The 23,745-nt window shown below is 41.2% G+C and carries 21 protein-coding genes; 13 read left to right on the top strand and 8 right to left on the bottom strand.

Annotation, left to right across the window (positions count from 1 at the left end):
• Positions 1-6: 6 nt before the first annotated feature.
• The 5 genes from dapB to JWR23_RS03715 all read left to right on the top strand — a co-directional run bounded on the left by dapB (position 7) and on the right by JWR23_RS03715 (position 7,267).
• On the top strand, positions 7-753 hold the full coding sequence (dapB, locus tag JWR23_RS03735; protein ID WP_299513162.1) for a 4-hydroxy-tetrahydrodipicolinate reductase: 747 nt from the start codon (positions 7-9) through the stop codon (positions 751-753).
• A gap of 32 nt (positions 754-785) precedes the next feature.
• A complete protein-coding gene (lepB, locus tag JWR23_RS03730) occupies positions 786-1,901 on the top strand; it encodes a signal peptidase I (protein WP_299513159.1) in 1,116 nt (371 codons plus the stop codon).
• A gap of 62 nt (positions 1,902-1,963) precedes the next feature.
• The gene (gene lepB, locus JWR23_RS03725) at positions 1,964-3,070 is read left to right on the top strand and encodes a signal peptidase I (RefSeq protein WP_299513157.1); all 1,107 of its coding nucleotides are present in this window, start codon (positions 1,964-1,966) and stop codon (positions 3,068-3,070) included.
• Positions 3,071-3,379: 309 nt separating this feature from the next.
• A complete protein-coding gene (locus JWR23_RS03720; RefSeq protein ID WP_299513155.1) occupies positions 3,380-6,613 on the top strand; it encodes a glycoside hydrolase family 2 TIM barrel-domain containing protein in 3,234 nt (1,077 codons plus the stop codon).
• A 201-nt stretch (positions 6,614-6,814) separates the two neighbouring features.
• Entirely contained in the window at positions 6,815-7,267 is a 453-nt protein-coding gene (locus JWR23_RS03715) for a hypothetical protein (protein WP_299513153.1), read from the top strand.
• On the opposite strand, the gene JWR23_RS03710 is transcribed toward JWR23_RS03715, so the two are convergent.
• On the bottom strand, positions 7,264-8,151 hold the full coding sequence (locus tag JWR23_RS03710; RefSeq protein ID WP_299513150.1) for a tetratricopeptide repeat protein: 888 nt from the start codon (positions 8,149-8,151) through the stop codon (positions 7,264-7,266). The genes JWR23_RS03715 and JWR23_RS03710 overlap by 4 nt on opposite strands.
• Positions 8,152-8,265: 114 nt before the next feature.
• Between JWR23_RS03710 and JWR23_RS03705 the strand changes: the two genes are divergently transcribed.
• From JWR23_RS03705 to JWR23_RS03695, 3 genes are all read left to right on the top strand, one after another.
• Entirely contained in the window at positions 8,266-9,486 is a 1,221-nt protein-coding gene (locus JWR23_RS03705) for a serine hydrolase (protein WP_299513147.1), read from the top strand.
• Between the two features lie 137 nt (positions 9,487-9,623).
• Positions 9,624-9,929 (top strand): YbaB/EbfC family nucleoid-associated protein, encoded by a 306-nt coding sequence (locus tag JWR23_RS03700; RefSeq protein WP_299513144.1) that lies wholly within the window; start codon positions 9,624-9,626, stop codon positions 9,927-9,929.
• A gap of 96 nt (positions 9,930-10,025) precedes the next feature.
• The gene (locus tag JWR23_RS03695; RefSeq protein ID WP_299513142.1) at positions 10,026-10,700 is read left to right on the top strand and encodes a metal-dependent hydrolase; all 675 of its coding nucleotides are present in this window, start codon (positions 10,026-10,028) and stop codon (positions 10,698-10,700) included.
• A gap of 109 nt (positions 10,701-10,809) precedes the next feature.
• On the opposite strand, the gene JWR23_RS03690 is transcribed toward JWR23_RS03695, so the two are convergent.
• From JWR23_RS03690 to JWR23_RS03660, 7 genes are all read right to left on the bottom strand, one after another.
• The gene (locus JWR23_RS03690) at positions 10,810-10,998 is read right to left on the bottom strand and encodes a hypothetical protein (protein WP_299513139.1); all 189 of its coding nucleotides are present in this window, start codon (positions 10,996-10,998) and stop codon (positions 10,810-10,812) included.
• Positions 10,999-11,068: 70 nt separating this feature from the next.
• Positions 11,069-12,331, bottom strand: a complete 1,263-nt coding sequence (locus tag JWR23_RS03685) for a glucose-1-phosphate adenylyltransferase (RefSeq protein WP_299513137.1) — start codon at positions 12,329-12,331, stop codon at positions 11,069-11,071.
• Complete coding sequence (locus JWR23_RS03680; protein ID WP_299513135.1) at positions 12,328-13,755, bottom strand: glycogen synthase; 1,428 nt, start codon at positions 13,753-13,755, stop codon at positions 12,328-12,330. The genes JWR23_RS03685 and JWR23_RS03680 overlap by 4 nt, the downstream gene beginning before the upstream one ends.
• A 353-nt stretch (positions 13,756-14,108) precedes the next feature.
• Positions 14,109-16,919 (bottom strand): DNA polymerase I, encoded by a 2,811-nt coding sequence (gene polA / locus JWR23_RS03675; RefSeq protein ID WP_299513133.1) that lies wholly within the window; start codon positions 16,917-16,919, stop codon positions 14,109-14,111.
• 164 nt (positions 16,920-17,083) lie between these two features.
• Positions 17,084-17,659: a DNA-3-methyladenine glycosylase I gene (locus JWR23_RS03670; protein ID WP_299513131.1), complete on the bottom strand. Its 576-nt coding sequence runs from the start codon at positions 17,657-17,659 to the stop codon at positions 17,084-17,086.
• A 2-nt stretch (positions 17,660-17,661) separates the two neighbouring features.
• A complete protein-coding gene (locus tag JWR23_RS03665) occupies positions 17,662-18,024 on the bottom strand; it encodes a four helix bundle protein (RefSeq protein ID WP_299513129.1) in 363 nt (120 codons plus the stop codon).
• 88 nt (positions 18,025-18,112) lie between these two features.
• On the bottom strand, positions 18,113-18,460 hold the full coding sequence (locus JWR23_RS03660; protein ID WP_299513127.1) for a carboxymuconolactone decarboxylase family protein: 348 nt from the start codon (positions 18,458-18,460) through the stop codon (positions 18,113-18,115).
• 117 nt (positions 18,461-18,577) lie between these two features.
• Between JWR23_RS03660 and JWR23_RS03655 the strand changes: the two genes are divergently transcribed.
• The 5 genes from JWR23_RS03655 to JWR23_RS03635 all read left to right on the top strand — a co-directional run bounded on the left by JWR23_RS03655 (position 18,578) and on the right by JWR23_RS03635 (position 23,684).
• Positions 18,578-18,961 (top strand): VOC family protein, encoded by a 384-nt coding sequence (locus JWR23_RS03655; RefSeq protein ID WP_299513125.1) that lies wholly within the window; start codon positions 18,578-18,580, stop codon positions 18,959-18,961.
• The gene (locus JWR23_RS03650) at positions 18,958-19,341 is read left to right on the top strand and encodes a VOC family protein (protein ID WP_299513123.1); all 384 of its coding nucleotides are present in this window, start codon (positions 18,958-18,960) and stop codon (positions 19,339-19,341) included. Before JWR23_RS03655 ends, JWR23_RS03650 begins: the two co-directional genes overlap by 4 nt.
• Before the next feature lie 87 nt (positions 19,342-19,428).
• A complete protein-coding gene (hisS, locus tag JWR23_RS03645; protein ID WP_299513121.1) occupies positions 19,429-20,808 on the top strand; it encodes a histidine--tRNA ligase in 1,380 nt (459 codons plus the stop codon).
• Positions 20,809-21,281: 473 nt separating this feature from the next.
• A complete protein-coding gene (locus tag JWR23_RS03640; protein WP_299513118.1) occupies positions 21,282-21,650 on the top strand; it encodes a BlaI/MecI/CopY family transcriptional regulator in 369 nt (122 codons plus the stop codon).
• A 42-nt stretch (positions 21,651-21,692) separates the two neighbouring features.
• Positions 21,693-23,684 carry a M56 family metallopeptidase gene (locus JWR23_RS03635; protein WP_299513116.1) on the top strand — a complete coding sequence of 664 codons (1,992 nt, stop codon included), beginning with the start codon at positions 21,693-21,695 and terminating at the stop codon, positions 23,682-23,684.
• Positions 23,685-23,745 lie beyond the last annotated feature (61 nt).

The following is a 23,745-nucleotide window of genomic DNA, read 5'->3' as shown; positions in this document are numbered from 1 at the left end:
TAACAAATGAAGATTGCATTATTAGGTTATGGCAAAATGGGTAAAATCATTGAAAAAATAGCCATTGACCGTAAACATGAAATAGTATTAAAAATTGACCACGATAATCAGCACGACCTCACCGCTGAAAATCTTCAAAAAGCCGATGTGGCGATTGAATTTAGCACCCCTGCAACTGTATTAGGTAATATTGAGCATTGCTTTAACGCGGGTGTACCTATTGTTGTGGGCACTACTGGTTGGTATGATCAGATGCCAAAAATAAAACAACAATGCCAGGAGGGTGATAACTCATTTATATATGCCACCAATTTTAGCGTAGGCGTTAATATATTTTTTCATATTAACCGTATACTGGCAAAATTAATGAACAAGCATCCTTATTACGAAGTACAGGTTGAAGAGATACACCACATACAAAAGCTGGATGCACCAAGCGGCACCGCTATAACTATTGCCGAAGGCATAATAGAAAATCTGGATGCAAAAAAGCAGTGGGTAAATATTTTGACCGATACAAATAACCCTGCTGATGATAATGCTAAGGTTGATGATGTACTTATTGAATCATACCGTATAGATAGCGTACCGGGTACTCACACCGTTATTTATGATTCGGAAGTTGATACCATAGAACTTAAGCATACCGCACATAATCGTAACGGCTTTGCTCTTGGGGCCGTGTTGGCTGCCGAGTGGGTACAGGATAAAAAAGGCTTTTTTTCTGTAGAAGATATGTTTGATTTAGCCTAACTATATTTACTTTACCACAATATTAGAAGATAATGAACTGGAAATTCTGGAATAAAAACAAAACAAACACACCCGCAAAAAAGAAAACCAAAACACGCGAGTGGGTTGATGCTATTTTATTTGCTGTTATAGCCGCTACGCTTATCAGAACCTTTTTTATTGAAGCCTATACTATACCTACCCCATCAATGGAAAGATCACTGCTTGTTGGTGATTTTTTATTTGTAAGCAAGCTAAATTATGGCCCGCGTACACCTATGACGCCAATTGCGTTTCCGTTTGCGCACCATACCATGCCGCTTATTAATACCAAAGCTTATTGGGATGGCCTTGAATTGAATTACCACCGTTTACCGGGTTTTAGCGACATAAAAAAAGGCGATGTAGTAGTATTTAACTACCCGATGGAAGCCGACTCGCCTTATTATCGCCCGGTTGATAAACGCGAAAATTATATTAAACGCTGCCAGGGCACACCCGGCGATACACTAAGTTTGGTTAACGCGCAGGTGTATGTAAATGGCAAAGCCGCGCCAAACCCACCGGGCGAGCAAACAGATTACACCATTTCTTCAACAGGTATGGATCTTAACCCGCAAATATTGCAGGAGCTTCATGTTTCTAATTATGAAGGTGCTACTTCACCTACCATGACGACAGAAGCGGCCGATGCCTTAAGAAAATATTCGAATGTTAAGTCTGTTACCGCCAATATCCAACCAAAAGGCGGAGGCGAGTTTGGTGTGTTCCCATACGATCCGCGTTATCCAACAGATCATAAATTTAAATGGAACGTAGATAATTACGGACCGATTATTATACCTAAAAAAGGCTGGACCGTAAAACTGGATAGCCTTACCCTTCCTATTTATCGTCGCGCTATAACGGTGTACGAACATAATACGCTGCAACAAGTGGGCAATGATATCTTAATAAATGGTAAAAAGGCTGATAGCTACACCTTTAAAATGAATTACTATTGGATGATGGGCGATAACCGTCATGATTCGTTAGATTCACGTTACTGGGGTTTTGTACCCGAGGATCATATTGTTGGTAAGGCACTGTTTATATGGATGAGCTGGGATGATGAAGCACCTTTCTTTAGTAAAATAAGATGGAGCAGGTTATTTAGGGGAATACATTAAGATGTGCAGATTATAGGTATGCAGATAATTAAAAATTACCCTAAAAGCTGCATATTGCTTTCATGAACCTGGCATTCCGGAAAAAACGCAGCATAAAAAAAAGGCAAAGGAGTTCTACCCGCGAGTGGGTTGACGCTTTTGCCTTTGCTATTTTAGCAGCAGTGCTTATCCGTATGTTTTTTATTGAGGCTTACGTGATCCCAAGCGGATCAATGGAGAATACCCTTTTAATAGGCGATTACCTTTTTGTTAGCAAGATAAGCTATGGCCCGCGCACGCCTATAACACCGGTTGCATTTCCGTTTGCGCACCATACCATGCCAATAATAAATACCAAAGCTTATTGGGATGGGATACAATTACCTTACTACCGCCTGCCCGGTTTTAGCAACGTAAAAAAAGGCGACATTGTAGTTTTTAATTATCCTATGGATGCCGATTCGCCTTACTATAGGCCGGTTGATAAAAGGGAAAACTACATTAAACGCTGCCAGGCTACACCGGGCGATACCTTAAACATAATTGATGCACAAGTTTATATAAATGGCAAAGCTGCATCAAATCCTGTAAACAGCAAACCCGGTTATATGGTGCAAACTAACGGCACGCCAATTAGTGAACAGGTTATGAAAGATCTGAGCATTGAATTACGGTATAAATATACAGACCAAGACTACGAGCTGTTTATGACCAGGCAATCTGCCGCTGCACTAAAGGAGTTGAAAAACATCAGGTCAGTAAAAGAAAGTACTCAATTTAGGGGTGTTTATGAACCGGATGTTTTCCCTAAGGATCCTTCTTTTAGATGGAACTCTGATAATATGGGCCCCATTATTATTCCTAAAAAAGGCTGGACCATAAAACTAAACGATCTTACTTTCCCTATATACCGGCGTGCTATTACCGTTTATGAAAACAATAAGGTTGAGGTGATAGGTAGAGACATTCTCATCAATGGTAAAAAAGCAGAAACTTATACCTTTAAATTAAACTATTACTGGATGATGGGCGATAACCGCCATAACTCTGAAGATTCGCGCTACTGGGGGTTTGTCCCCGAAGATCATATTGTAGGCAAGGCCATATTTATCTGGATGAGCATAGACACCGAGGCTGATTTTTGGCATAAGATAAGATGGAACAGGCTGTTTCGCCCCCCGGCCCCCTAAAGGGGGAGTTGTTGCAACTTAGTTATCTAAGCTAATGTCATTTCGACGAGGAACGAGGAAATCTATACAATTGCTATTTGTGCGTGCATACTTAAGTTACTTAAGGATGTAGGCACCTACAAGTATATACACCCGTATACACTGGCAAAATGGTGTCACCAAAAAGTTGGTGGAATATGTTATGCTATCGCAGGTATCCGCTGCGCGGAAAGAGGCTTGTTGATCTCTCCTACATCGTTTGCGCATTATTTTCATCAAAATTTAAGTAAAAATAGGTTACTTTATTTTCTCGCGTAACCAATTATACCAATGAAAAAATTAGCATTACTGCCTCTGTTTATAATAGCATTTATCCTGCCTGTAACCCATCTTTTTGCCCAGGCACAAAACTATGATAATGCCGACTGGCAAAACCCGGCCGTATTTGGCATTAATAAACTGCCCGCCCGTAATGTGGCCTGGCCATGCCCTGATACGGTTAGCGGATGGAAAAGCGATTACGATCATTCTCCCTGGGTGCAATCCTTAAACGGCTCGTGGGATTTTAGCTGGGTGCCTAATCCTGATGCGAGGCCCGCAAATTTTTTCGCGACAGATTTTGACGCGTCCAAATGGAAAAAAATAACTGTGCCTTCCTGCTGGGAACTGGAGGGGTTAAAGATAGCTCCGGTTGGTCAGAATAATTATGGTGTTCCTGTCTATACCAATTCCAATTATCCGTTCAACGTAAAACGCTTCGGGCGGGTAATGGATGAGCCCAATAAAAACTTTAATACTTATACGCAGCGTAACCCGGTAGGCTCTTATCGCCGGTATTTTAAAGTGCCTGCAAACTGGGGACACGGGCGTACGCTCCTTCATTTTGCGGGGGTTAGCTCGGCCATGTATGTATGGGTTAACGGGCACAAGGTTGGTTATAGCGAAAACTCGCGCGTACCTGCCGAATTTGATATCACCGATTATTTAAAAGCCGGGAATAATTTACTGGCGGTAGAGGTTTACCGCTATTCGGATGGTTCTTATTTGGAGGATCAGGACATGTGGCGCTTAAGCGGTATCTTCCGTGATGTTTTCCTGTATCATGCTGCGCCAGTAAGCATCTGGGATTTTTATGTGAACGCCCCTTTAAGTGATGACCTGCACAGCGCCAACCTGAACCTGCATTATACTTTGCGCGGCATCACAAAAAATACAGATAATGTGCGTATACGGCTATACCTGCGCGGGCCTGGCGGGCAAACCGGTTTGCATGCATTGATAGACGAGCCTATCGGCACATTTACCGGCGAGTTTACACCGGGGAGGACAGGTTCTATTTTCATCAAGCATCCATTATTATGGACATCAGAAACACCCAATGTTTATGATGCGTTGGTAGAGCTGGTGCAAAACGGCAAGGTGATAGAAACGCGGCGGATAGATGTCGGGTTCCATAAAGTTGAGCTGCGCGATAAGCAATTGTTTATAAATGGCGTATCTATCAAAATAAAAGGCACAAACCGCCATGAGTCTGACCCCGCGGGCGGCTATACCATTACGCGTGAAAAGATGATAAAAGACATTAAGCTCATTAAACAGGATAACCTGAATTTTGTACGCACATCACATTATCCAAATGATCCGCGCTGGTATGAGCTATGCAACCGTTACGGCTTATTTTTAATGGATGAGAATAATTTAGAGACCCATGGCATCAGCTACCATAAACGCATACTACCCGGCGATGATACCGTTTGGCGGCCCGCCGTTGTAGACCGTATGCGCCGCATGGTGGTACGCGACCGTAATAACCCGAGCGTTGTGAGCTGGTCGTTAGGTAACGAGGCGGGATATGGCAATGATTTTATGGCGATGCGTGAGGCTACCCATGCTGCCGACCCGCAACTGCGTCCTATACATTATGCGGATATGAATTTAGCTGCTGACTTTGACAGCCAAACCTATCCAACAACAGAGTGGCTGCTGCAGCATGTAAATGGCAAAGCGGTGCGCAAAGGCGAGCATGGCGAAATAGGCACAATAGATCAGCATGGCCCTTACCCATCAGGCAAACCTTTTATCGCTAATGAATATGCGCATGCCGAGGCCAACAGCCTGGGTAATTTGCAGGACTATTGGGATGTATTTGAAAAATATCCTATGCTTTTGGGTGGGTTTATATGGGAATGGGCAGACCAATCGCTTTATAAAACGGATGCTTCGGGTAAAACATTTTTCGCCTACGGCGGAGATTTTGGCGACCGGCCCAATGATAGCTATCGTTGTATAAAAGGATTAGTTTCCGGCGATCGTATCCCGCGTCCGCATTATTGGGAAGGAAAGAAGGTTTTTCAATACATAAAAGTTACGGCTGATGATATAGTCAAAGGACAGGTACGTATCCGCAATAAATATTTTTATATTCCATTAACAGGCTTTACTGCCGATTGGGTGTTAGAAGAGAACGGAACCGCCATTGCTAAAGGACCATTAATCATACCAAACTTAAAACCCGGCGAGGAAAAAGGAATAACCATCCCATGGGGAAAACAAACATGGAAAACGGGCGCCGAATATTTTGTGACCGTAAAATTCCGACTGCGCAATAATACGTTATGGGCCAATGCAGGGCATGTAGTTGCAGGGGATCAGCTGCCAGTCAAGATGCCTTTGATCACGAAAAATAATCCCATAACTGAAAAAGTAACTTTTACAAAAGACGCGTCAGGCTGGACCGCATCAGTTAAAGGTGCATCCATTAAAATTGATGGTAAAACCGGCTGGCTATCATCCTATATAATTAACGGGCATGAAAATTTAGCCACGCCGCTTAAGCCTAATTTCTGGCGCGTACCTACGGATAACGATATAGGATGGAACGTGCCTAAAAATATGGGGCCGTGGAAAGACGCGGTTGAAAAAGGTGAGCTGCAATACATCAAACAAATGCCAATTGGCGATGGCGGCTACCTGATGGCGACTATAAAACTGCCAATGGATTCGACGTTTGTATCCATGCTTTACACTTTGCATGAAGATGGGAAGGTAGAAGTAAACATGCAGTTAAACATAGGTAAAAGGGCCCCCGAAATTCCACGAATAGGCATGACCTTTGGTATTAATGCCGATTGGAACGGAATTAATTGGTATGGCCGCGGTCCGCAGGAAAATTACCGCGACAGGAAAACCGGGTATGCTGTTGGCTTATACCAATCGACAGTAAACAACTGGATAACCAATTATGTCCGTCCGCAGGACAACGCCAACCGCACCGATGTGCGGCACATCAGCTTTACCAATGCTAAAGGCAGTGGTATGCAAGTGTCGGAGATTGGTAATGTTTTTGGCGTTACCGCATGGCCCTACACGCAACAAGACCTGGAAACCACCACACACGATAACCAATTACCGCACCGCGATTTTACAACCGTAAACATAGACGGCCAGCAAATGGGTATAGGTGGCGACATTAGCTGGGGCCTGCCGGTGCATAAAGAATACAGGATATTGGAGAAGGGAATGTATGTGTTTACGGTTGAGTTGAAAGGGGTGGATAAGAAATAGTTTAACCCTCTTTCCGCCAAAGGCGAAGAGAGGGTGGTCGAGCGTAGCAAAGACCGGGTGAGTAAACGGTGCGCGTTTATTATCGCTAATGCCGTCGGCGAGGACTCACCCCGCGGCTCTTCGAGCGCGACCCTCTCTTCCGCAAGCGGGAAAGAGGGTTGGTTTAACTTCTATTATTCGTACCTTAGATTCATAACTAATATGGAACCTATTCGATATCCTTACAGCAAAGCAAATTGCATATTTTTTGTCGTCCTTTTAGCAACAATTGTTGGAATGTCTATACCCCATTTAATTAAATTTATAGTTATAGGTGATTTTGTTAATTGGGGGTTGATTTTATTTGTTGACCTTTTGCTTATCGCAATGTTTGTTTATCTGTTTGTCAAATATTTTATTCCTGCATTCCAAAATAAAATCGCTTTAGAAATAAATTCAGAAGAAATTATTTCTTACATAAAAGACGTGTCCATAAAATGGAGTGATGTCAAGGAAGTAACAACAGTATCGGGAAGGTATTCATCATCCCTTTATATAAAGTTTAAATATGAAACAGATCATGGTGATAGTATACGTATTGGATTACAATACATTAAGGGAGATAATGAAAAAATTTATGACACAGCAATCCTGTACTTCGAGCAAAGCAATTAAAATCCTCTCTCCGTCACTTTCACCCATTCCATCAAACCCGCACCCATTTCCTTGTTAGCTACTAACTTTGTAAATGCAGGCATGTTGCCGCTCTGCGCCAGCTTATAAAAATAAGCGGCGTAAAACTTATCAAAAAAAGTCTTGTCGATTTTCTTATCGGCGTTTTGCCCGGCTAAGGTGAATATGGCTTTTAACTCATACTCCAACAAAGCTGTGCCGATTAGTTTTTTGGCTTGCGCCGATGTGGTTATTGCGGTTAGGCCCGCGTTTAATATGGCCCTTTCTTTTATATCATCGGCAGCTAAAATACCTGTACCGTCTTCTTTTAATGTGCCGCCTTTTAAAATGCTTTGCATATTGGTAAATGCCTCCGCAGATCGCTGTGTATTAGGCTCCAGCAATAAGAAACTGCAAAAGCCTAACAATGCATTTACCCGTTTATTTTGATGAAAAGTTACCAAAGCATACATACGCTGACTATTGGCATGTTTCGGGTCGAGTTTTATGGCTTCGATAGCTTCGGTTTCGGCATTGCCATATTGTTTGCCGCGGAAATAGGCCAGGCCTAAATTATAATGCAGGCTTTGGTCTTGCGGATAGGCTTTTAATCCATCTTTATAAGCCGCTATCGCTTTTTCGGGCTGATGGTCGTTATCATAAACGCCACCTAATAAACTATAGGCGGCGGCGGTATAGGCCGATGAAGTTTTAATTACTTTTTCCAGATATGGGATACCCTCTTTCCCTTTATTAGCGTTAATTAACGAAAGCGCGGTTTTATAGTTTGCTGCCGGGTCATCGGCATCGGGCTTATCCTGCGCAAATGCAAAAAAAGCGTTGCTTAAAAACAAAAAGCCTAAAAATGTTCTTAACCATAGTTGCATGTTTTAAAATTATAAGGTTATTAACTAAAACAAGAAAAATGTTTAAAACTTTAGTTTCAGCCCGGTATATAATTTCCAACTTTCGCATTCGTTTATAGTGATAGTATTTTATTTATGAGATTAGTTAATCAAAGCCTTCTAACTTTTACCGCATCCATATTTTTATTAGCGTCCTGCTCGTCTAAACCGGGCGAAAATGGCACCTCCGCTGCTGCCCCCGCAGAAAAAAGCAAACCGTTAGATGTAAAAGCTTTGTTAGCGTATGATCCTAAAAATGAGAATAAAAAGATAGATGAAGTTATGCAAATCCTGCATAAAACCCGGGGCTTTAATGGCAATGTGTTAGTTGCCAGGCATGGCAAAATAATATATGAGAAAGCCATAGGCTGGGCCGATTACCTGCATCGCGATAGCTTAAAAATAAATTCGAGGTTCGAGCTGGCGTCGGTTACCAAAACCATGACCAGTACCGCCATATTAATGCTGATGGAACGCGGCAAATTAAAGCTCGATCAAAATGTAAAAGATTTTTTTCCTGATTTCCCATATGACGGAGTAACTATTCGCCTGTTGCTTACACACCGGTCGGGCATGATGAACTATGTTTATTTTGTGGATGATATTTACAGGAAAGAGCACCGCATACAAAAAATAGGCTTGTCTAATAAAGACGCGATGGCCATGATTGCCAAATACAAACCGGCCCGTTTTAACACGCCTAATAAAACGTTTTTATACAACAACTCTAACTTTATGGTGCTGGGCTCTATTATTGAAAAAGTAAGCGGTATGCCTTATGCCCAGTTTATGAAAGAGAATATTTTTAAACCGGCCGGTATGGGACATACAGATGTATATTCTAAAGCTACTTATGATAAAATACCGGTTGATGTGGTAGGGCATGACAGGGGGCAATGGCGCTATTCGGTAGCGCAAAATTTTTTGGATGGACCGGTTGGCGACAAAGGCATATACAGCACCGTTGGCGACTTGTATATTTATGACCGTGCCCTACGTGCGGGCAAATTGTTAAAACAATCAACTATGGATTCGGCCTATACACCGCGTAATCCCTGGGTACATGGTCACTTTAACTATGGCTATGGCTGGCGCATATTCCAGGCGCCCGGGCAGCAGGTAATTTACCATACCGGTTGGTGGCACGGGTTCAGGCATATATATCTGCGTGATATTAAAGACGATATTACTATTGTGCTGCTAACAAACTTATCCAACGGCAGTTTGTTAAAGTTAGACGACCTGTTTAAAGCCACAGGCATGCCAATTGTTAGAAAAAGCGCCTATAAAGGCAATGGCGATACGAGTGAGGATTAGGCCGATGTGCAGATGCGTAGATATGCAGATGTGCAAATACTTAATGAAGTAAATAATTAACAACCAGATAGTAAATGTGATGCATACAAATCATTTGCACATACGCACATTTGCATATCTGCACATTTAAAAGCAATATGTTCGATAAACTATTTGAAGTTCAGCAAAAGGCTGGCGAAGTAAAAAAACGGTTAGATGTTATCACCGTAACCGGTTCTGTTGAAGGCGGGAAGATTAGCGTTAGCGCTACGGGCAACAAAGTTATACAATCAATAACTATTGATCCTGATTTTTATAAAGATGCCGATAAGGAAGAAATTGAAGAATTACTGATAACTGCCATTAACAAAGCGATGGAACAGGCTGATAATGTAAGCCAAAGTGAAATGGCCGCCATAACCAAAGATATGCTTGGTGGTATGGGCGGGATGTTTGGAAAGTAATATTTTAATATCAAATTTTGAATGATGAAATGTTACTTTGATATTAGGCGTTTAAATATTTATTATTCGATATTATTAAAATAAATATTACCTGTTATGAAAACTACCTATTACGGACAATCAACAATAATGATTGAAACAGAAGGAAAAAAGCTATTGTTCGATCCTTTTATCACCCCTAACCCGGCAGCCAGCCATATTGATATACACAGCTTGAAGCCCGATTACATACTGATATCGCACGGCCACGGCGACCATATTGCAGATTTGGTGGCCATCCAAAAAAGCAGTGGCGCCAAAGTGATCTGTATTGCCGAAATAGCCGGCTGGCTGGGTGCGCAAGGTATAGAGGCGCACGGCATGAACATTGGTGGCGGTTTTAACTTTGATTTTGGGCGGGTTAAGATGGTTAATGCAGTGCACTCCAGCACTATGCCGGATGGCGCGGCCGGTGGTAACCCGGCGGGATTTGTTATTTATGCTGAAGGTAAAAAAATATATTATGCAGGTGATACCGCGCTTACTTATGACATGAAGCTGCTGGAAGATGAGAACCTTGACTGGGCCTTTTTACCCATTGGCGATAACTATACCATGGGCATTGATGATGCCATAAAAGCAACCGGCTTTATTAATTGTAAAAATGTTATCGGTGTGCATTATGATACTTTCCCGGTTATTGCTATTGATAAAGACGAAGCATTAGAAAAATTTATAAAAGCAGGTATCAATATTAAATTGCCTGCTATAGGCGAAGAGATAGACTTGTAAAATTAAGGGCGATACTGCTTCGCGACTTTCCTTTAAATTAGTATACACCCAATTACTAAACAAAAAAGCCTTTACTATTACGTAAAGCTTTTTTGTTTAGTAATTGATACTACATTTTCATTGCAGTATCCTTCCTCATTGTAGTATCTTTCTTCACTGCTTTTTTCTTGATCTTAGTTTTACCGGCTTTACTTTTAATTTTTACCTTGGTGGTATCTCTGACTTGTACCGGTATTGCCGCATAAACAGTGCCGTAAGAGATCGCTGCTAAAGCGATCATGCAAAGTGCCTTTTTCATAGTTTTTAATTTTAGTTTTTTACAGTTCCTAATGTTAACAACTATGAGTGGTTGAAAAATGTTTTTTAAATTAAATAATTGTCCCGTTAGGTATAATTGCCCGCTTTTTAATAATAGCTATTCCATCTTGTATGGTATGCGTAGCATAGTCGCCGTTGGGTAACAGGTCGCCGCAGTTTATGCAAACATCATTACCTATATAAGTGTTTTTATCTATGATAGCATTTTTTATCCGGCACCTGTCGCCAATACCCATAATAGGGATGTCTTTCTCTTTTGATTCTTCTATCTGCTCTAATGTTTGATAATTATCACTACCCATTACATAGCAATTCTCAATAGTGGTATCAAAACCAATGCGTGTACGTATACCAATTATAGAGCGAATAACATGGCTGGCGTTAATAATACAGCCATCGGCAATAATTGCCTTCTCCATATGTGTGCCAGATATCTTCGACGGTGGTAGCATGCGAGCCCTTGTGAAAATGTAATTTTTATCAAACAAGTTAAACTGCGGTATATCATCTGTAAGGCCCAGGTTGGCATCAAAGAATGATGAGATGGTACCAATATCCGTCCAATAGCCTTCATACTGATAGCTTAATACCTTATGCTCATTTATAGCCTGCGGGATTATCTCTTTACCAAAATCTGTACTTTCATTGCCTTGCAACAATTCATATAAAAGCTTGCCATTAAATATATATATACCCATTGATGCCAGGTAGATCCTTCCCTGTGCTTCCATTTCGGGGCTTACTTCTGATACCAGCTTATCAAAACCTGTTTTAGGTTTCTCAACAAACGCGGTTACAAAACTCTCTTCGTTAGTTTGCAATATGCCAAATCCGGGTACATCATTAATGTGCACCGGTATGGTTGCTATTGATATATCAGCACCTTTTGCAACGTGCTGACCTATCATTTCATCAAAATCCATTTGGTATAACTGGTCGCCTGATAGTATAAGCACATAATCAAATTCATGCACTGCCAAATGGTGCAGGCTTTGTCTTACCGCATCGGCTGTACCCTGGAACCACCCGCCGCTTGTAGGGGTTTGCTCGGCGGCTAAAATATCAACAAAGGCCTCGCTGAAACTGCTAAAATGATAAGTGTTTTTTATATGTTTATTTAATGACGCGGAATTAAACTGCGTTAATACATAAATACGTGTAATACCCGAATGCAAGCAATTTGATATTGGAATATCTACCAGGCGATATTTACCCGCTATAGGCACAGCCGGTTTTGAACGTGTTGCCGTAAGCGGATACAAGCGGCTGCCCTGGCCCCCGCCAAGTACAATGCAAATTACTTTTGATGTCATATTGTTGTGGGTTTTAAACTTTTGTACAGTTCCATATATTGTTTGGCAGATACATCCCACGAAAAATCAAGGGCCATCATCCGCTTATGTAATAGTTGTAGTTTTTTTTCATCCTTGTAAAGTACTACCGCGCGGCTAATTGCATAGCAAATATCTGTTACGCTGGCATTGTTGTAGCGTATGCCATATCCTCCTGCATCGCCAAAATCAATAACGGTATCTTTTAATCCGCCGGTGCTTCTTACCATAGGCATGGTGCCATAACGCATAGCGTATAATTGATTAAGCCCACAGGGTTCAACCCGCGACGGCATCAGCAAAAAGTCTGATCCGGCATATACCAGGTGTGCCAGCTCTTCATTATAGCCAATGTAAACATTACAGTCTGCAGGGAATTTTTCTTTTACCTCCTGCAGATCTTTTTCCATTTCGGGCTCACCTGTGCCTAACACCAGGAAGGTAACTTTTCCTTCAAATTCGGCCAGGCTTGTTTCAATGGCTTCGGCCAATAGGTCGGCCCCTTTTTCAACAACTAACCGGCCAATAAATGATATTAAAGGTTTAGCGGGGTCAAGGTTAAAACGTGTGCATAGCGCCTCTTTGTTTTTTTGTTTGCCTGCGGCGATCTTAGCCGACGTGTATTTCTCTACAATCATTGGGTCAGTTGCCGGGTTCCATACTTCGGTATCAATACCGTTAATGATGCCGATGCCCCTGGCCCGTTCTAAAAAGAATAAAAATTCTAATCCATTAGAACTCACAGTCAGTTCTTCTAAATAGCTTGGCGATACGGTAGTATACCTTGAGGCACACCTTACTGCCGATGCTAACGGATTAATACCACCGCTCCAATCAAGCAAGCCGGTTTTGGTAAGGTCAATTTCCGGCAGATATGACAACCTATCCCAGCCAAAAGCGCCGTGATACTGGCCATTATGTATAGTAAACACGGTAGCCGTTTTGGCCAGCCTTGTATACAATTTAGAGTGCTGCAGTAAAAACGGCACTAATCCTGAATGATGGTCATGGCAATGAATAATATCCGGCGATTGCTGCGAGTAGCTTATCCAATCTAAAAAGGCTATCTGAAAAGCGATAAATTGCTCTGTTTCGTCCGGGTAGCTATAAATATTTTCGCGGTCTAATAAACCGGGGATCTTTACCAGGTAAAGCTCAAATCCCAGCTTATCTGTTTTTTCTTTCAGTATTTCAAAATATAACCTGCGGGTACCCAATAATGTCGCTCCCTGGAAAACCGTATCAAATACATTTTCGCGAACAAATTTACGGTCGTAATAAGGCATAACAACCGCCGCGTTTAACCCTGCTAAATTTTGGTATTTAGGTAACGCGCCAACAACATCGGCAAGGCCGCCAACTTTGGCAACGGGGTAACATTCGGCACTTAGGTGAAATATTCTCATCGGGGTTTTATACAGGGATTAAGATACTAAACATTCCCGCAAATAAACAAACACATAATTTGAAAAATGTGTTTTTAACGATATAAATATTTAACCTAAATGGCAGTTTAATTGCTATTTATGAATTATAAGTCTTTTTTATGGATTAGAAATTTTTATTATTGTAATTGACTGTGCGATAGTGCTAGGAAATTGCCATTCTGTATTGTAAAATTCCACAAAATTCTGAAGGTGAAATGACGTTTTGAGGACTTGCGAAGTTTTAAAAATTTCGCAAGTCTGACAAGGTTTAAACAAACACATTATAGGTAACGTAGTGAAGAACTATGCAGGATGACAAAAGGGTATAATTATCAATGCGCCTCCAACCAATTCAATCCCGTACCAATCTCAACAATAATAGGCACTATAGTTTTTATAGCATTTTTCATATTATGCATAATAATAGGCTTAACAATCTCAATTTCATGATGCGGCACATCAAACACCAACTCATCATGCACCTGCATGGTCATTCGACTATCCAACTTTTGCTCTTTAAACTCACGGTGGATATTGATCATGGCTATCTTTATCATATCAGCCGCCGAGCCCTGTATAGGCGCGTTAATGGCATTTCGTTCGGCAAAGCCGCGCACGGTTTGGTTGGCCGAATTTATATCGCGCAGGTAACGCCTGCGGCCCATCAGGGTGGTTACAAAGCCATTTTCGCGGGCAAAGTTCATGGTATCGTTCATATACCGTTTAATGCCGGGAAACTGGGCAAAGTAGTTTTCTATAATTTCGGCAGCCTCCTTACGCGGGATACCTAAATTTTGTGATAAGCCAAATGCCGACTGCCCATATATGATACCAAAGTTTACCGCTTTGGCATTGCGGCGCTGGGTACTGTCCACATCTTCAACCGCTATACCATAAACATTGGCGGCAGTGGCCGTATGGATATCGATGTTACGCACAAAGGCATCCATCATATTTTCGTCCTTGCTTATTTCGGCAATAATGCGCAGCTCTATTTGCGAATAATCCGCAGATACAATACTGTGCCCGCTATCGCGCGGAATAAATGCCTTACGCACTTCGCGCCCACGCTCGGTACGGATAGGAATATTTTGCAGGTTGGGATTGGTTGAGCTTAAACGCCCGGTTGCCGCTACTGCCTGGTTGTAGCTGGTATGCACCCGTCCGGTTTTTTGATTTACCATTTGCGGTAAAGCATCAACATACGTCGACTTTAGTTTTTGTAACTGGCGATAATCTAATATATCGCGTACAATATCGCTTTTGTTAGCTAATGCCAGCAGCACGTCCTCGCCGGTTTGGTATTGGCCGGTTTTGGTTTTCTTGGCTTTAGGATCAAGCATTAGCTTTTCAAACAGCACTTCGCCCAGTTGTTTCGGTGATGCGATATTGAAACGCACCCCTGCTTTTTCATAAACTGTTTTTTCCAGAACCGCTATATCTGTTTCCAGGTCCTTTGAAAACTCGCGGAGGGTGTCATGGTCAATTTTTACACCCTCGTGCTCTATATCAGCCAATACATATATCAGTGGGTTCTCAATTTTATGTAACAGGTCATCAGCGCCAACTGCTTTTATCTTTGGTTCAAATATCTCTTTTAGTTGCAGGGTAATATCGGCATCTTCCGCAGCATATTCTTTTATCTTCTCTATCTCCACGTCTCGCATGCTGCCCTGGTTCTTGCCTTTGGGGCCAATCAATTCGGTAATGGAAACGGGCTTGTAGCCTAAATAGTTTTCACTCAGCACATCCATGCCGTGGCGCGTGTCGGGGTCAATGATATAATGCGCCATCATGGTATCAAACAAGTCGCCTTTTATTTGTACGTCATACCATTTAAGCATCAGGATATCAAACTTCAGGTTTTGCCCAATCTTACCAATAGTGGCATCTTCCATCACCTCCTTAAATTCGTTCACAATGGCCTGTACCTCCTGCTGATCGACAGGAACAGGTACATACCAACCTTCGGCAGCTTTAATAGCAAATGACAATCCTACCAACTCACAGTTATTGGCATCGGTGCCGGTAGTTTCGGTATCAAAGCAGAAGCTTTTTTGTTTTTTAAGCAAGGCGATGAGATCGGCCCGCTTTTCTTTAGTATCCGCCAGGTAATATTGATGCGGAACGTTGTTTATATTTTTTGATACCGCTGCAAATTCAGGTTCTTTTATATCCTGCACATCAACCGTCATAGTAGTACGACCTTCGGCTACAGGGGAGCCAAACAGATCAATTTGTGTGCCTGCTGCTTTAATTTCGGTAATGCTGAAATCATCACCAAAAACACGTCGGCCTAAAGTTCTAAACTCCAACTCCGCAAACAAGGGTTCTAATAGTTCCCTGCTTGGGTCGCACATTTCCAGTCCGGCCTCATCCAACTCAACAGGCGAATTTAGGTTGATGGTAGCCAGCTTTTTCGACATTAAACCTTGCTCGGCAAATGTCTCCACATTTTCGCGCAGTTTGCCTTTTAATTCGTGACTATGATTAATTATCTCTTCGACTGAACCATATTGTTTGATCAATAATTTAGCGGTCTTTTCGCCGATACCCGGAATACCCGGAATACCGTCTACCGCGTCTCCCCATAAACCCAAAATATCAATAACCTGTTCAGGGCGTTCAATTTCCCATTTAGCCAATACCTCTTTAACACCCAATATCTCCATATCATTACCCATGCGGGCAGGCTTGTAAATGAAGATATTGTCGGACACCAATTGTGCAAAATCCTTATCAGGTGTCATGCAATAAACCTGGTAACCCTTTTGCTCGGCCTTTTTGGCAAGGGTGCCTATAATATCATCAGCTTCGTAGCCATCAGATGTAATAACCGGGATGTTAAAACCCAGTATCAATTTAAATATATAAGGAATGGCTGCCGAAAGATCTTCGGGCATCGACTCGCGATGTGCTTTGTAAGCGGCAAAATCGGTATGGCGCTCGGTAGGTGCATCCGTATCAAATACCACGGCCATGTGGGTTGGTTTTTCTTTTTTCAATACCTCCAGCAAAGTATTGGTAAAACCCATAACTGCCGAAGTATTTAAACCTCCCGAAGTAAACCGCGGAGTTTTACTTAAAGCAAAATGCGCCCGGTATATCAGGGCCATACCATCTAATAGAAATAACTTCTTCATTGAATTTCTTCACTAATTGCACGAATTTTTTCGAATTACACGAATTACTAATTCGCTTCGTATTCATACAATGATCTACGCAAAAATAGCATTTATGTCCACTAAAGAAAGGCATTTATTAGCTCATTAATTCGTGTAATTCGAAAAAATTCGTGCAATTAGTGTTATTTAAAACTACAGCCCGGCACGTGGTCATTAACCATACCCGTTGCCTGCATGTGCGCATAGCAAATGGTACTGCCAAAAAATTTAAAGCCCCGCTTTTTCATATCCTTGCTTATGGCATCAGATATGGGGGTGGTAACTGGTGTGATCCCGGAATTATTGATAATCGGTTTACTATCAGGCATAAAACTGTACAGGTATTTATCAAACGACCCAAACTCCTTTTGCACTTCTAAAAACAGCTGGGCATTTTTAATAGCGGCGATGATTTTTAACCGGTTACGGATAATGCCTGCATCCTGCATCAAACGCTTCACATCCTCATTAGTAAACGCGGCTACTTTATGCACATCAAAATTTGCGAAGGCCTTACGATAGCCTTCGCGCCTTCGCAAAATGGTTATCCAGCTTAAGCCGGCCTGTGCTGCTTCGAGTATTAAAAACTCAAATAATACTTTATCATCATGGGTTACTTTTCCCCATTCTTCGTCGTGATATTTTAGGTAGAGCGGGTCTGTACCGGGCCATGAGCATCTTTTTAAGTCTGAAGTCTTGAGTCTGAAGTCTTGAGTCATTTTTATTTAAATTTATCAGGATTGTTTATCATATACGTAAGTAAACGCGATACTTCTTCGGCCTGTTGATTTAATTCGACAAACTTTTCATTTGTAATATAACTACAAGCCAATGAAGCATCAAGCCAGGATTGGGTTTCGCCATTTTCCATATCTGCGTCTGTAAGTTTACTAACAAAATGATTAGGATATCTTCGCTTTTTGTAAGCTTCTGCAATACAAGCAAAAACCGCCCTCGACGAACGCCTTATTTGGTCAATAAGACTGTAAGTTTCTTCTTTGGGAAAGCCTTTTGTAAGGAAAAAAATTTCCATCGATAATGCAAATGACTTTTTATAGGCGATCAAATCTCTAAACGAGCTCATTTTTTAATGACTTAGGTTGACAATACAAAGTCGCAATTTTATATTGAATAACCAATAGGTAAAAGACTTAGGACTTTAGACTCCAGACTTAAGACTCCAAACACAACTCATCCCAATACTCTACCGCTCTTCTATAATGTGGAATAACAATCGACCCACCAACCAAATTAGCTATCATAAACACCTCGTTCATTTCATCATGCTTTACGCCAGCTTCATGGCATTTGCCTAAGTGGTATTTAATACAATCATCGCAACGCAGCACCATTGATGCTACCAGGCCCAGCATTTCCTTGGTTTTTACATCCAGCGCGCCATCGGCATAAGTGGTGGTATCTAAAGCGAAGAATCGTTTAATGTTGGTGTTTGACGATTCCATTATCCTGTCATTCATTTTGGTGCGGTAGGCCTCAAAATCTTCTATAAGTTTTCCCATGGTTTATAATGAGTGATTGAGTGAATTATTGAATGAGTGTTTTTTTTATAATGGGATAAAGTTAGGAAATCCGTTATCTTTATCTGGTCATAACCGGGTAACAAACAACACAAAATTATGGAAAGCTTATCGCCCAATATTTTCGTTAGTGATATGAAAGCAACCGTTGCTTTTTATGAGCTGCTTGGTTTCAAAACAACCATGTCTGTGCCCGAAGAAGGCGACAACCTTGTATGGGTCATGATGGCAAATGGCAGCGTTACTATGATGTTTCAAACTTATGAAAGCCTGGCTGATGAGCTGCCAGAAATATCAAGACAAAATGGTGGTTCATTATTGCTATATATCAACCTGAAAGACATACGTGGGTTTTATGAAAAGATAAAAGATAAAGTAACCGTATTAAAAGGATTGGAAACAACTTTTTATGGCGCTACAGAGTTTTCCATAAAAGACAATAACGGCTATGTACTTACTTTTGCCGAACACGAAGAACAATGATAAACTTTAAACGCACCGACCATATTAACATTTGCGTAGCACCCGAAAGGCTGGAAGAGGCACGGGCGTTTTATAAAGATGTTTTGGGTCTGGACCCCATTCAACGCCCCGACCATGTTTTTAAAGTACCCGGATATTGGTTTAAAGTTGCCGATATAGAACTGCATGTAGGCATAGAAAAACCAATAGCGCGCACCTTTCGCCATACGGCTTTTGAGGTAAGCGATCTGGCTGCCGCCCGTAAGCATTTAGAGGATTATGGCGTGCAGATATTCGAAGAGCCCGCAATACCTAACCGCATACGCTTTACTTTTATTGATCCGTTTGGTAATAGGATGGAGTTGTTGGAGTATAGGCCCCACCCAAACCCTCCCCGGTAGGGAGGGCTTAAAAAAAGTAATCAAAAGTCTCCCCTACCGGGGGAGATTTAGAGGGGGCTGGGGCTGATTTTTTTGTACATTTGCCGCATGGCCGCTATAAAACCATCCGTACCTAAAGGAACCCGCGACTTTTCGCCTGCCGAAATGGTAAAACGCAATTTTATTTTTGATACCATTAAAGGCGTTTTTCGCAAATATGGCTATCAGCAAATAGAAACACCGTCGATGGAGAACCTGTCTACCTTGATGGGAAAATATGGCGATGAAGGGGATAAGCTGATATTTAAGATATTGAATAGTGGCGATTATCTTTCTAAGGTCGAGCCACAAAAACTTACAACTCATAACTCACAACTTATAACTCAGGATATTTCTGAAAAAGCTCTGCGTTACGACTTAACTGTTCCCTTCGCACGTTACGTAGTACAGCATCAAAACGAGATCACCTTCCCTTTCAAGCGTTTCCAGGTGCAGCCGGTTTGGCGCGCAGACAGGCCGCAGAAGGGGCGCTACCGCGAGTTTTTTCAATGCGATGCTGATGTGGTAGGATCTGATTCTTTGTTAAATGAGGCCGAGTTTATTTTGATTTATGATGAGGCTTTAAGTAGTTTAGGATTAAAGGATTTTAGCATAAAAATTAATAATAGAAAAATCCTATCAGGAATAGCAGAAGTTATAGGAAAAATTGATAACATCATTGACCTGACTGTAGCCATTGATAAACTGGATAAAATTGGACTGGATGATGTTATAAAAGAGCTACTTGAAAAAGGCTTTACAACGGATGACATTGAAAAATTAAAACCGGTTATTTTATTAGAAGGTACTAACTCTACAAAACTGCAAAGTTTACGCGTCGCGCTTGCCGATTCTGTAATTGGGCTAACCGGATGCGATGAAATAGAAGAGGTATTTAATTATATAGATAACTTCAAACTGCAAAACGGCACCATCGAATTAGACATCACCCTTGCCCGTGGCCTGAACTATTACACAGGCGCCATATTCGAAGTTAAAACCAACGAGGTTGCCATGGGCAGTATTGGCGGCGGCGGAAGGTATGATGATCTGACCGGCATGTTTGGCTTAAAGGGGCTAACAGGTGTTGGTATATCATTTGGTGCCGACCGTATTTATGATGTGATGGAAGAGCTTAATATTTTTCCGGCGGATGCCAACCAAAGTACACAGGTTTTAATATGTTGTTTTGATAAGGATGGTGAACTGTATGCCCTACCGTTATTACAACAGCTGCGCGATAATAACATCAACACAGAACTTTATCCTGCCGGCGCCAAAATCAAAAAACAATTAGATTATGCCAATAATAAGAATATACCTTACACGGTTGTAATTGGCAGTGACGAAATGCAAAGCAGCATGCTTACCTTTAAAGATATGACTTCGGGCGTGCAGGAGAAGCTTACAGCTAAACAGATTATAGGAAGACTTACTACAGGTTTATAATCTACCCTTCCCTAACCGGATTGCTGCACAAGGAAATCGCCTTTAAAATTGGCTGTGCCAAACAGGTCATTTACCCATAAATGGCGATTTTTTGGCTAAAGCCGGTGCTAATTCTTTTGCAATGATAGCAAAAATAGTTTTTTCATTGCCGTTGGCTTCAGCCAACCTGGTTAAGTTTATAATTACAGGCGGGCTTTAGCCAAACCAATACTTGTATTTTGGAGCTATGCCTGCCTGCAATTTTAAAAGCGATTGCCCTGCATTGCTGCAAGGACCAAAGCCAACCAACCAAAGGGAATATTTTTTCCAAAAAATATTTTTTTCTGTAACATTTCTTCTTTTTAAACGACTTATATATATAAGCGATAATTACTTAACTATTTTTTTATAAAATAATTTAAATATTATTTGCATATACGAAATATATCGTACATCTTTGTACGAAGATATTCGTAGAACAGGAAAATATGGAAATGAAACCAACAGAAAGCGAGCTTGAAATATTACAGGTAATTTGGAAGAAAGGCCAATGCACCGTGCGTGACGTGCATGAAGAGCTGGCAAAAAACAAAGATGCCGGGTATACCACCACCCTTAAGCTAATGCAGATAATGGCTGATAAGGGTTTGGTTGTACGCGACACCAATTCTAAAACCCACGTATATACAGCAGTGATAAGCCGCGAACAGGCACAGAATACCGCGCTGGATAAAATTCTGGATACTGTATTTAAAGGCTCGACCGCAGACCTGGTTATCCAGGCGCTTGGTCAGCATCGTGCATCGTCTGACGAGATTGATGCGATCAAAAAATATTTGCAGCAATTTGAGAGTAGAAATTAGCTAATTAGAGATTAGGCATAGCAATAAGTAAAAATTAAAATTATGGAAAATCTGTTTTATAACATCAGCCAGGTTTTAGGTATAACCATTATCCACTCGGTGTGGCAGGGGTTAGTTATTTATATAGCATTACGCTTGTTTGTGCTGGCATTTCCGGCAACGTCATCGGCAGTTAAATATCGTGTTGCCTACAGCGCGCTTGCTATTACGCTGGGCTGGTTTATTGTTACCTTATTTAAAGAATTGGGTAATTATAACTGGCTATCAACAACGGCGCTGCAAATATCACCATTAACATTGCCTGCAATTATGCATGAGGTAAGCGCGCCGGCTAACCGGTTTTACTTTACCATATCTAATTATATGCCTTACTTAACAATGCTATATGTTGTTGGCTTAGTATTTAACACACTTAGATTAACACTTGCCTGGAACAGCATTTACCGTATAAGGCAAAATATTAGTGATGCAGGTTTTGAAAACACCATTAAACGCCTATCCGCAAAGCTTGATGTGAAAAACAATGTACAAGCCGCTTTTAGCGAATGGGTTGATGTGCCCTGTATTACAGGTTTTATTAAACCAATTATCCTATTGCCGCTATCTATTACCTGCTACCTGTCGACCGACGAAATTGAGGCCATATTGCTTCATGAACTGGCCCATATTAAAAGGAACGATTACCTGTTAAATTTTATACAACAGGTTATGAGCATCCTTTTATTCTTTAACCCTTTCGCCAGGTTAGTAAATAAAATTATTAACGAAGAAAGAGAAAATTGCTGCGATGACGTAGTTGTGCACGTTACCGGTAGTCCGTTTATATATGCACAAGCGCTTTTAAAACTCGAGGAGAATAAACACCATCAGTGGCAACTGGCCCTTGCCGCTACCAGAAAAAAGTATGAATTGTTAAACAGAATTGAACGCATCATGAAAACTAAAACACAAACCGTAAATATACGCCCCGTACTAATAACCGTACTGGCCCTTACCTGTAGTATTAGCAGCATAGCCTGGCTGAACCCCGAAATTAAAAATGGCAAGGTAATTATTAAAAATGCCCCTGCCATAAAGATGATTAAAGCAGCTATCAGCGCTCCCCCTGCAGTAGCGGCGCCTGCTTTGCCTGCTGCCCCACTTAAGCATAAAAGAAGCTTGAGTATTAAATATTATAACGACTCTACCAGGTTTAACCGCCTAAATGACACCACCATCAAAAACAAAAAATATAAAATTGTAATTGAAGACGAAAAAGGCAATAAGAAAGAATACAACTCTGTAAATGAACTACCTGTAGAAGACCGTAACGATTTTTTAGGTAATACTGTTGATTTAAAAATGGCAATGGATGACTCTGCACGGTTCGCTTTGAAAAAATTATATACAAGCGACCAATGGAAAAAACAAGCCGAACTAATGAAAAAACAAGGGTTGCTAATGGCCAAAAAATTTAACAGCCCTGAATGGAAACAGAAACAAAAGGTATTGGTAGAGAAATCAATGGCGATGGCTAAAATGGTTAACAGCAAGCAGTTTAAAAAGCAACAAGAGTTGGTTGCACTGCAAGGCGAAAAAATGGCTAAACAGTTTAACAGCCCTGAATGGAAAAAGCATATAGAAGAAATGCAGAAAAGCGGCGAGGATATGGCCAAATTTTATGACAGCCCTGAGTGGAAAAAACAAATTGAGGATATACAGAAAAGTGGCGAAGACATGGGCAAATACTATGATAGCCCCGAGTGGAAAAAGCAAATAGAGGATATACAGAAAAGCGGCGAAGATATGGGCAAATACTTTGACAGCCCTGAATGGAAAAAAAAGATGGCAGAAATTAAAATAAAAGAGCCGGTATATAATCCAAAGATCAAGTATGCGCCAATACCAAAGAAATACCTAAAAATAAAACAGTTTAAAAAAATCAAAAAAATTGATGGCAAAGAAGTAATTGAGGCCCCTGTACCGCCAGCGCCGGTACCAGAAGTTCCGGAAAAGCCGGAGGCTCCTGAAAAACCAGAAAGATCACCATTGTAATTAATTTTTTATAAAAGATATGGCTAAGTAAGCTAATGGAAGAATATAAAATAACTTAGGA

The sequence above is a fragment of the Mucilaginibacter sp. genome (genome assembly GCF_028288205.1).
In the GTDB taxonomy this organism is placed as follows: domain Bacteria; phylum Bacteroidota; class Bacteroidia; order Sphingobacteriales; family Sphingobacteriaceae; genus Mucilaginibacter.
The sequence above is the reverse complement of the archived record's forward strand: the minus strand, read 5'-3'. Positions and strand labels throughout refer to the sequence as shown.

What these genes read in the sequence shown, in the direction of transcription:
- lepB (WP_299513159.1), top strand. Translation starts at nt 786, where the DNA reads ATGAACTGGAAATTCTGGAATAAAAACAAAACAAACACACCCGCAAAA.
- JWR23_RS03680 (WP_299513135.1), bottom strand. Translation starts at nt 13,755, where the DNA reads ATGAGAATATTTCACCTAAGTGCCGAATGTTACCCCGTTGCCAAAGTT.
- JWR23_RS03720 (WP_299513155.1), top strand. Translation starts at nt 3,380, where the DNA reads ATGAAAAAATTAGCATTACTGCCTCTGTTTATAATAGCATTTATCCTG.
- JWR23_RS03700 (WP_299513144.1), top strand. Translation starts at nt 9,624, where the DNA reads ATGTTCGATAAACTATTTGAAGTTCAGCAAAAGGCTGGCGAAGTAAAA.
- polA (WP_299513133.1), bottom strand. Translation starts at nt 16,919, where the DNA reads ATGAAGAAGTTATTTCTATTAGATGGTATGGCCCTGATATACCGGGCG.
- JWR23_RS03640 (WP_299513118.1), top strand. Translation starts at nt 21,282, where the DNA reads ATGAAACCAACAGAAAGCGAGCTTGAAATATTACAGGTAATTTGGAAG.
- JWR23_RS03660 (WP_299513127.1), bottom strand. Translation starts at nt 18,460, where the DNA reads ATGGGAAAACTTATAGAAGATTTTGAGGCCTACCGCACCAAAATGAAT.
- JWR23_RS03655 (WP_299513125.1), top strand. Translation starts at nt 18,578, where the DNA reads ATGGAAAGCTTATCGCCCAATATTTTCGTTAGTGATATGAAAGCAACC.
- lepB (WP_299513157.1), top strand. Translation starts at nt 1,964, where the DNA reads ATGAACCTGGCATTCCGGAAAAAACGCAGCATAAAAAAAAGGCAAAGG.
- hisS (WP_299513121.1), top strand. Translation starts at nt 19,429, where the DNA reads ATGGCCGCTATAAAACCATCCGTACCTAAAGGAACCCGCGACTTTTCG.
- JWR23_RS03715 (WP_299513153.1), top strand. Translation starts at nt 6,815, where the DNA reads ATGGAACCTATTCGATATCCTTACAGCAAAGCAAATTGCATATTTTTT.
- JWR23_RS03705 (WP_299513147.1), top strand. Translation starts at nt 8,266, where the DNA reads ATGAGATTAGTTAATCAAAGCCTTCTAACTTTTACCGCATCCATATTT.
- JWR23_RS03670 (WP_299513131.1), bottom strand. Translation starts at nt 17,659, where the DNA reads ATGACTCAAGACTTCAGACTCAAGACTTCAGACTTAAAAAGATGCTCA.
- JWR23_RS03710 (WP_299513150.1), bottom strand. Translation starts at nt 8,151, where the DNA reads ATGCAACTATGGTTAAGAACATTTTTAGGCTTTTTGTTTTTAAGCAAC.
- JWR23_RS03690 (WP_299513139.1), bottom strand. Translation starts at nt 10,998, where the DNA reads ATGAAAAAGGCACTTTGCATGATCGCTTTAGCAGCGATCTCTTACGGC.
- JWR23_RS03635 (WP_299513116.1), top strand. Translation starts at nt 21,693, where the DNA reads ATGGAAAATCTGTTTTATAACATCAGCCAGGTTTTAGGTATAACCATT.
- JWR23_RS03665 (WP_299513129.1), bottom strand. Translation starts at nt 18,024, where the DNA reads ATGAGCTCGTTTAGAGATTTGATCGCCTATAAAAAGTCATTTGCATTA.
- JWR23_RS03650 (WP_299513123.1), top strand. Translation starts at nt 18,958, where the DNA reads ATGATAAACTTTAAACGCACCGACCATATTAACATTTGCGTAGCACCC.
- JWR23_RS03685 (WP_299513137.1), bottom strand. Translation starts at nt 12,331, where the DNA reads ATGACATCAAAAGTAATTTGCATTGTACTTGGCGGGGGCCAGGGCAGC.
- JWR23_RS03695 (WP_299513142.1), top strand. Translation starts at nt 10,026, where the DNA reads ATGAAAACTACCTATTACGGACAATCAACAATAATGATTGAAACAGAA.
- dapB (WP_299513162.1), top strand. Translation starts at nt 7, where the DNA reads ATGAAGATTGCATTATTAGGTTATGGCAAAATGGGTAAAATCATTGAA.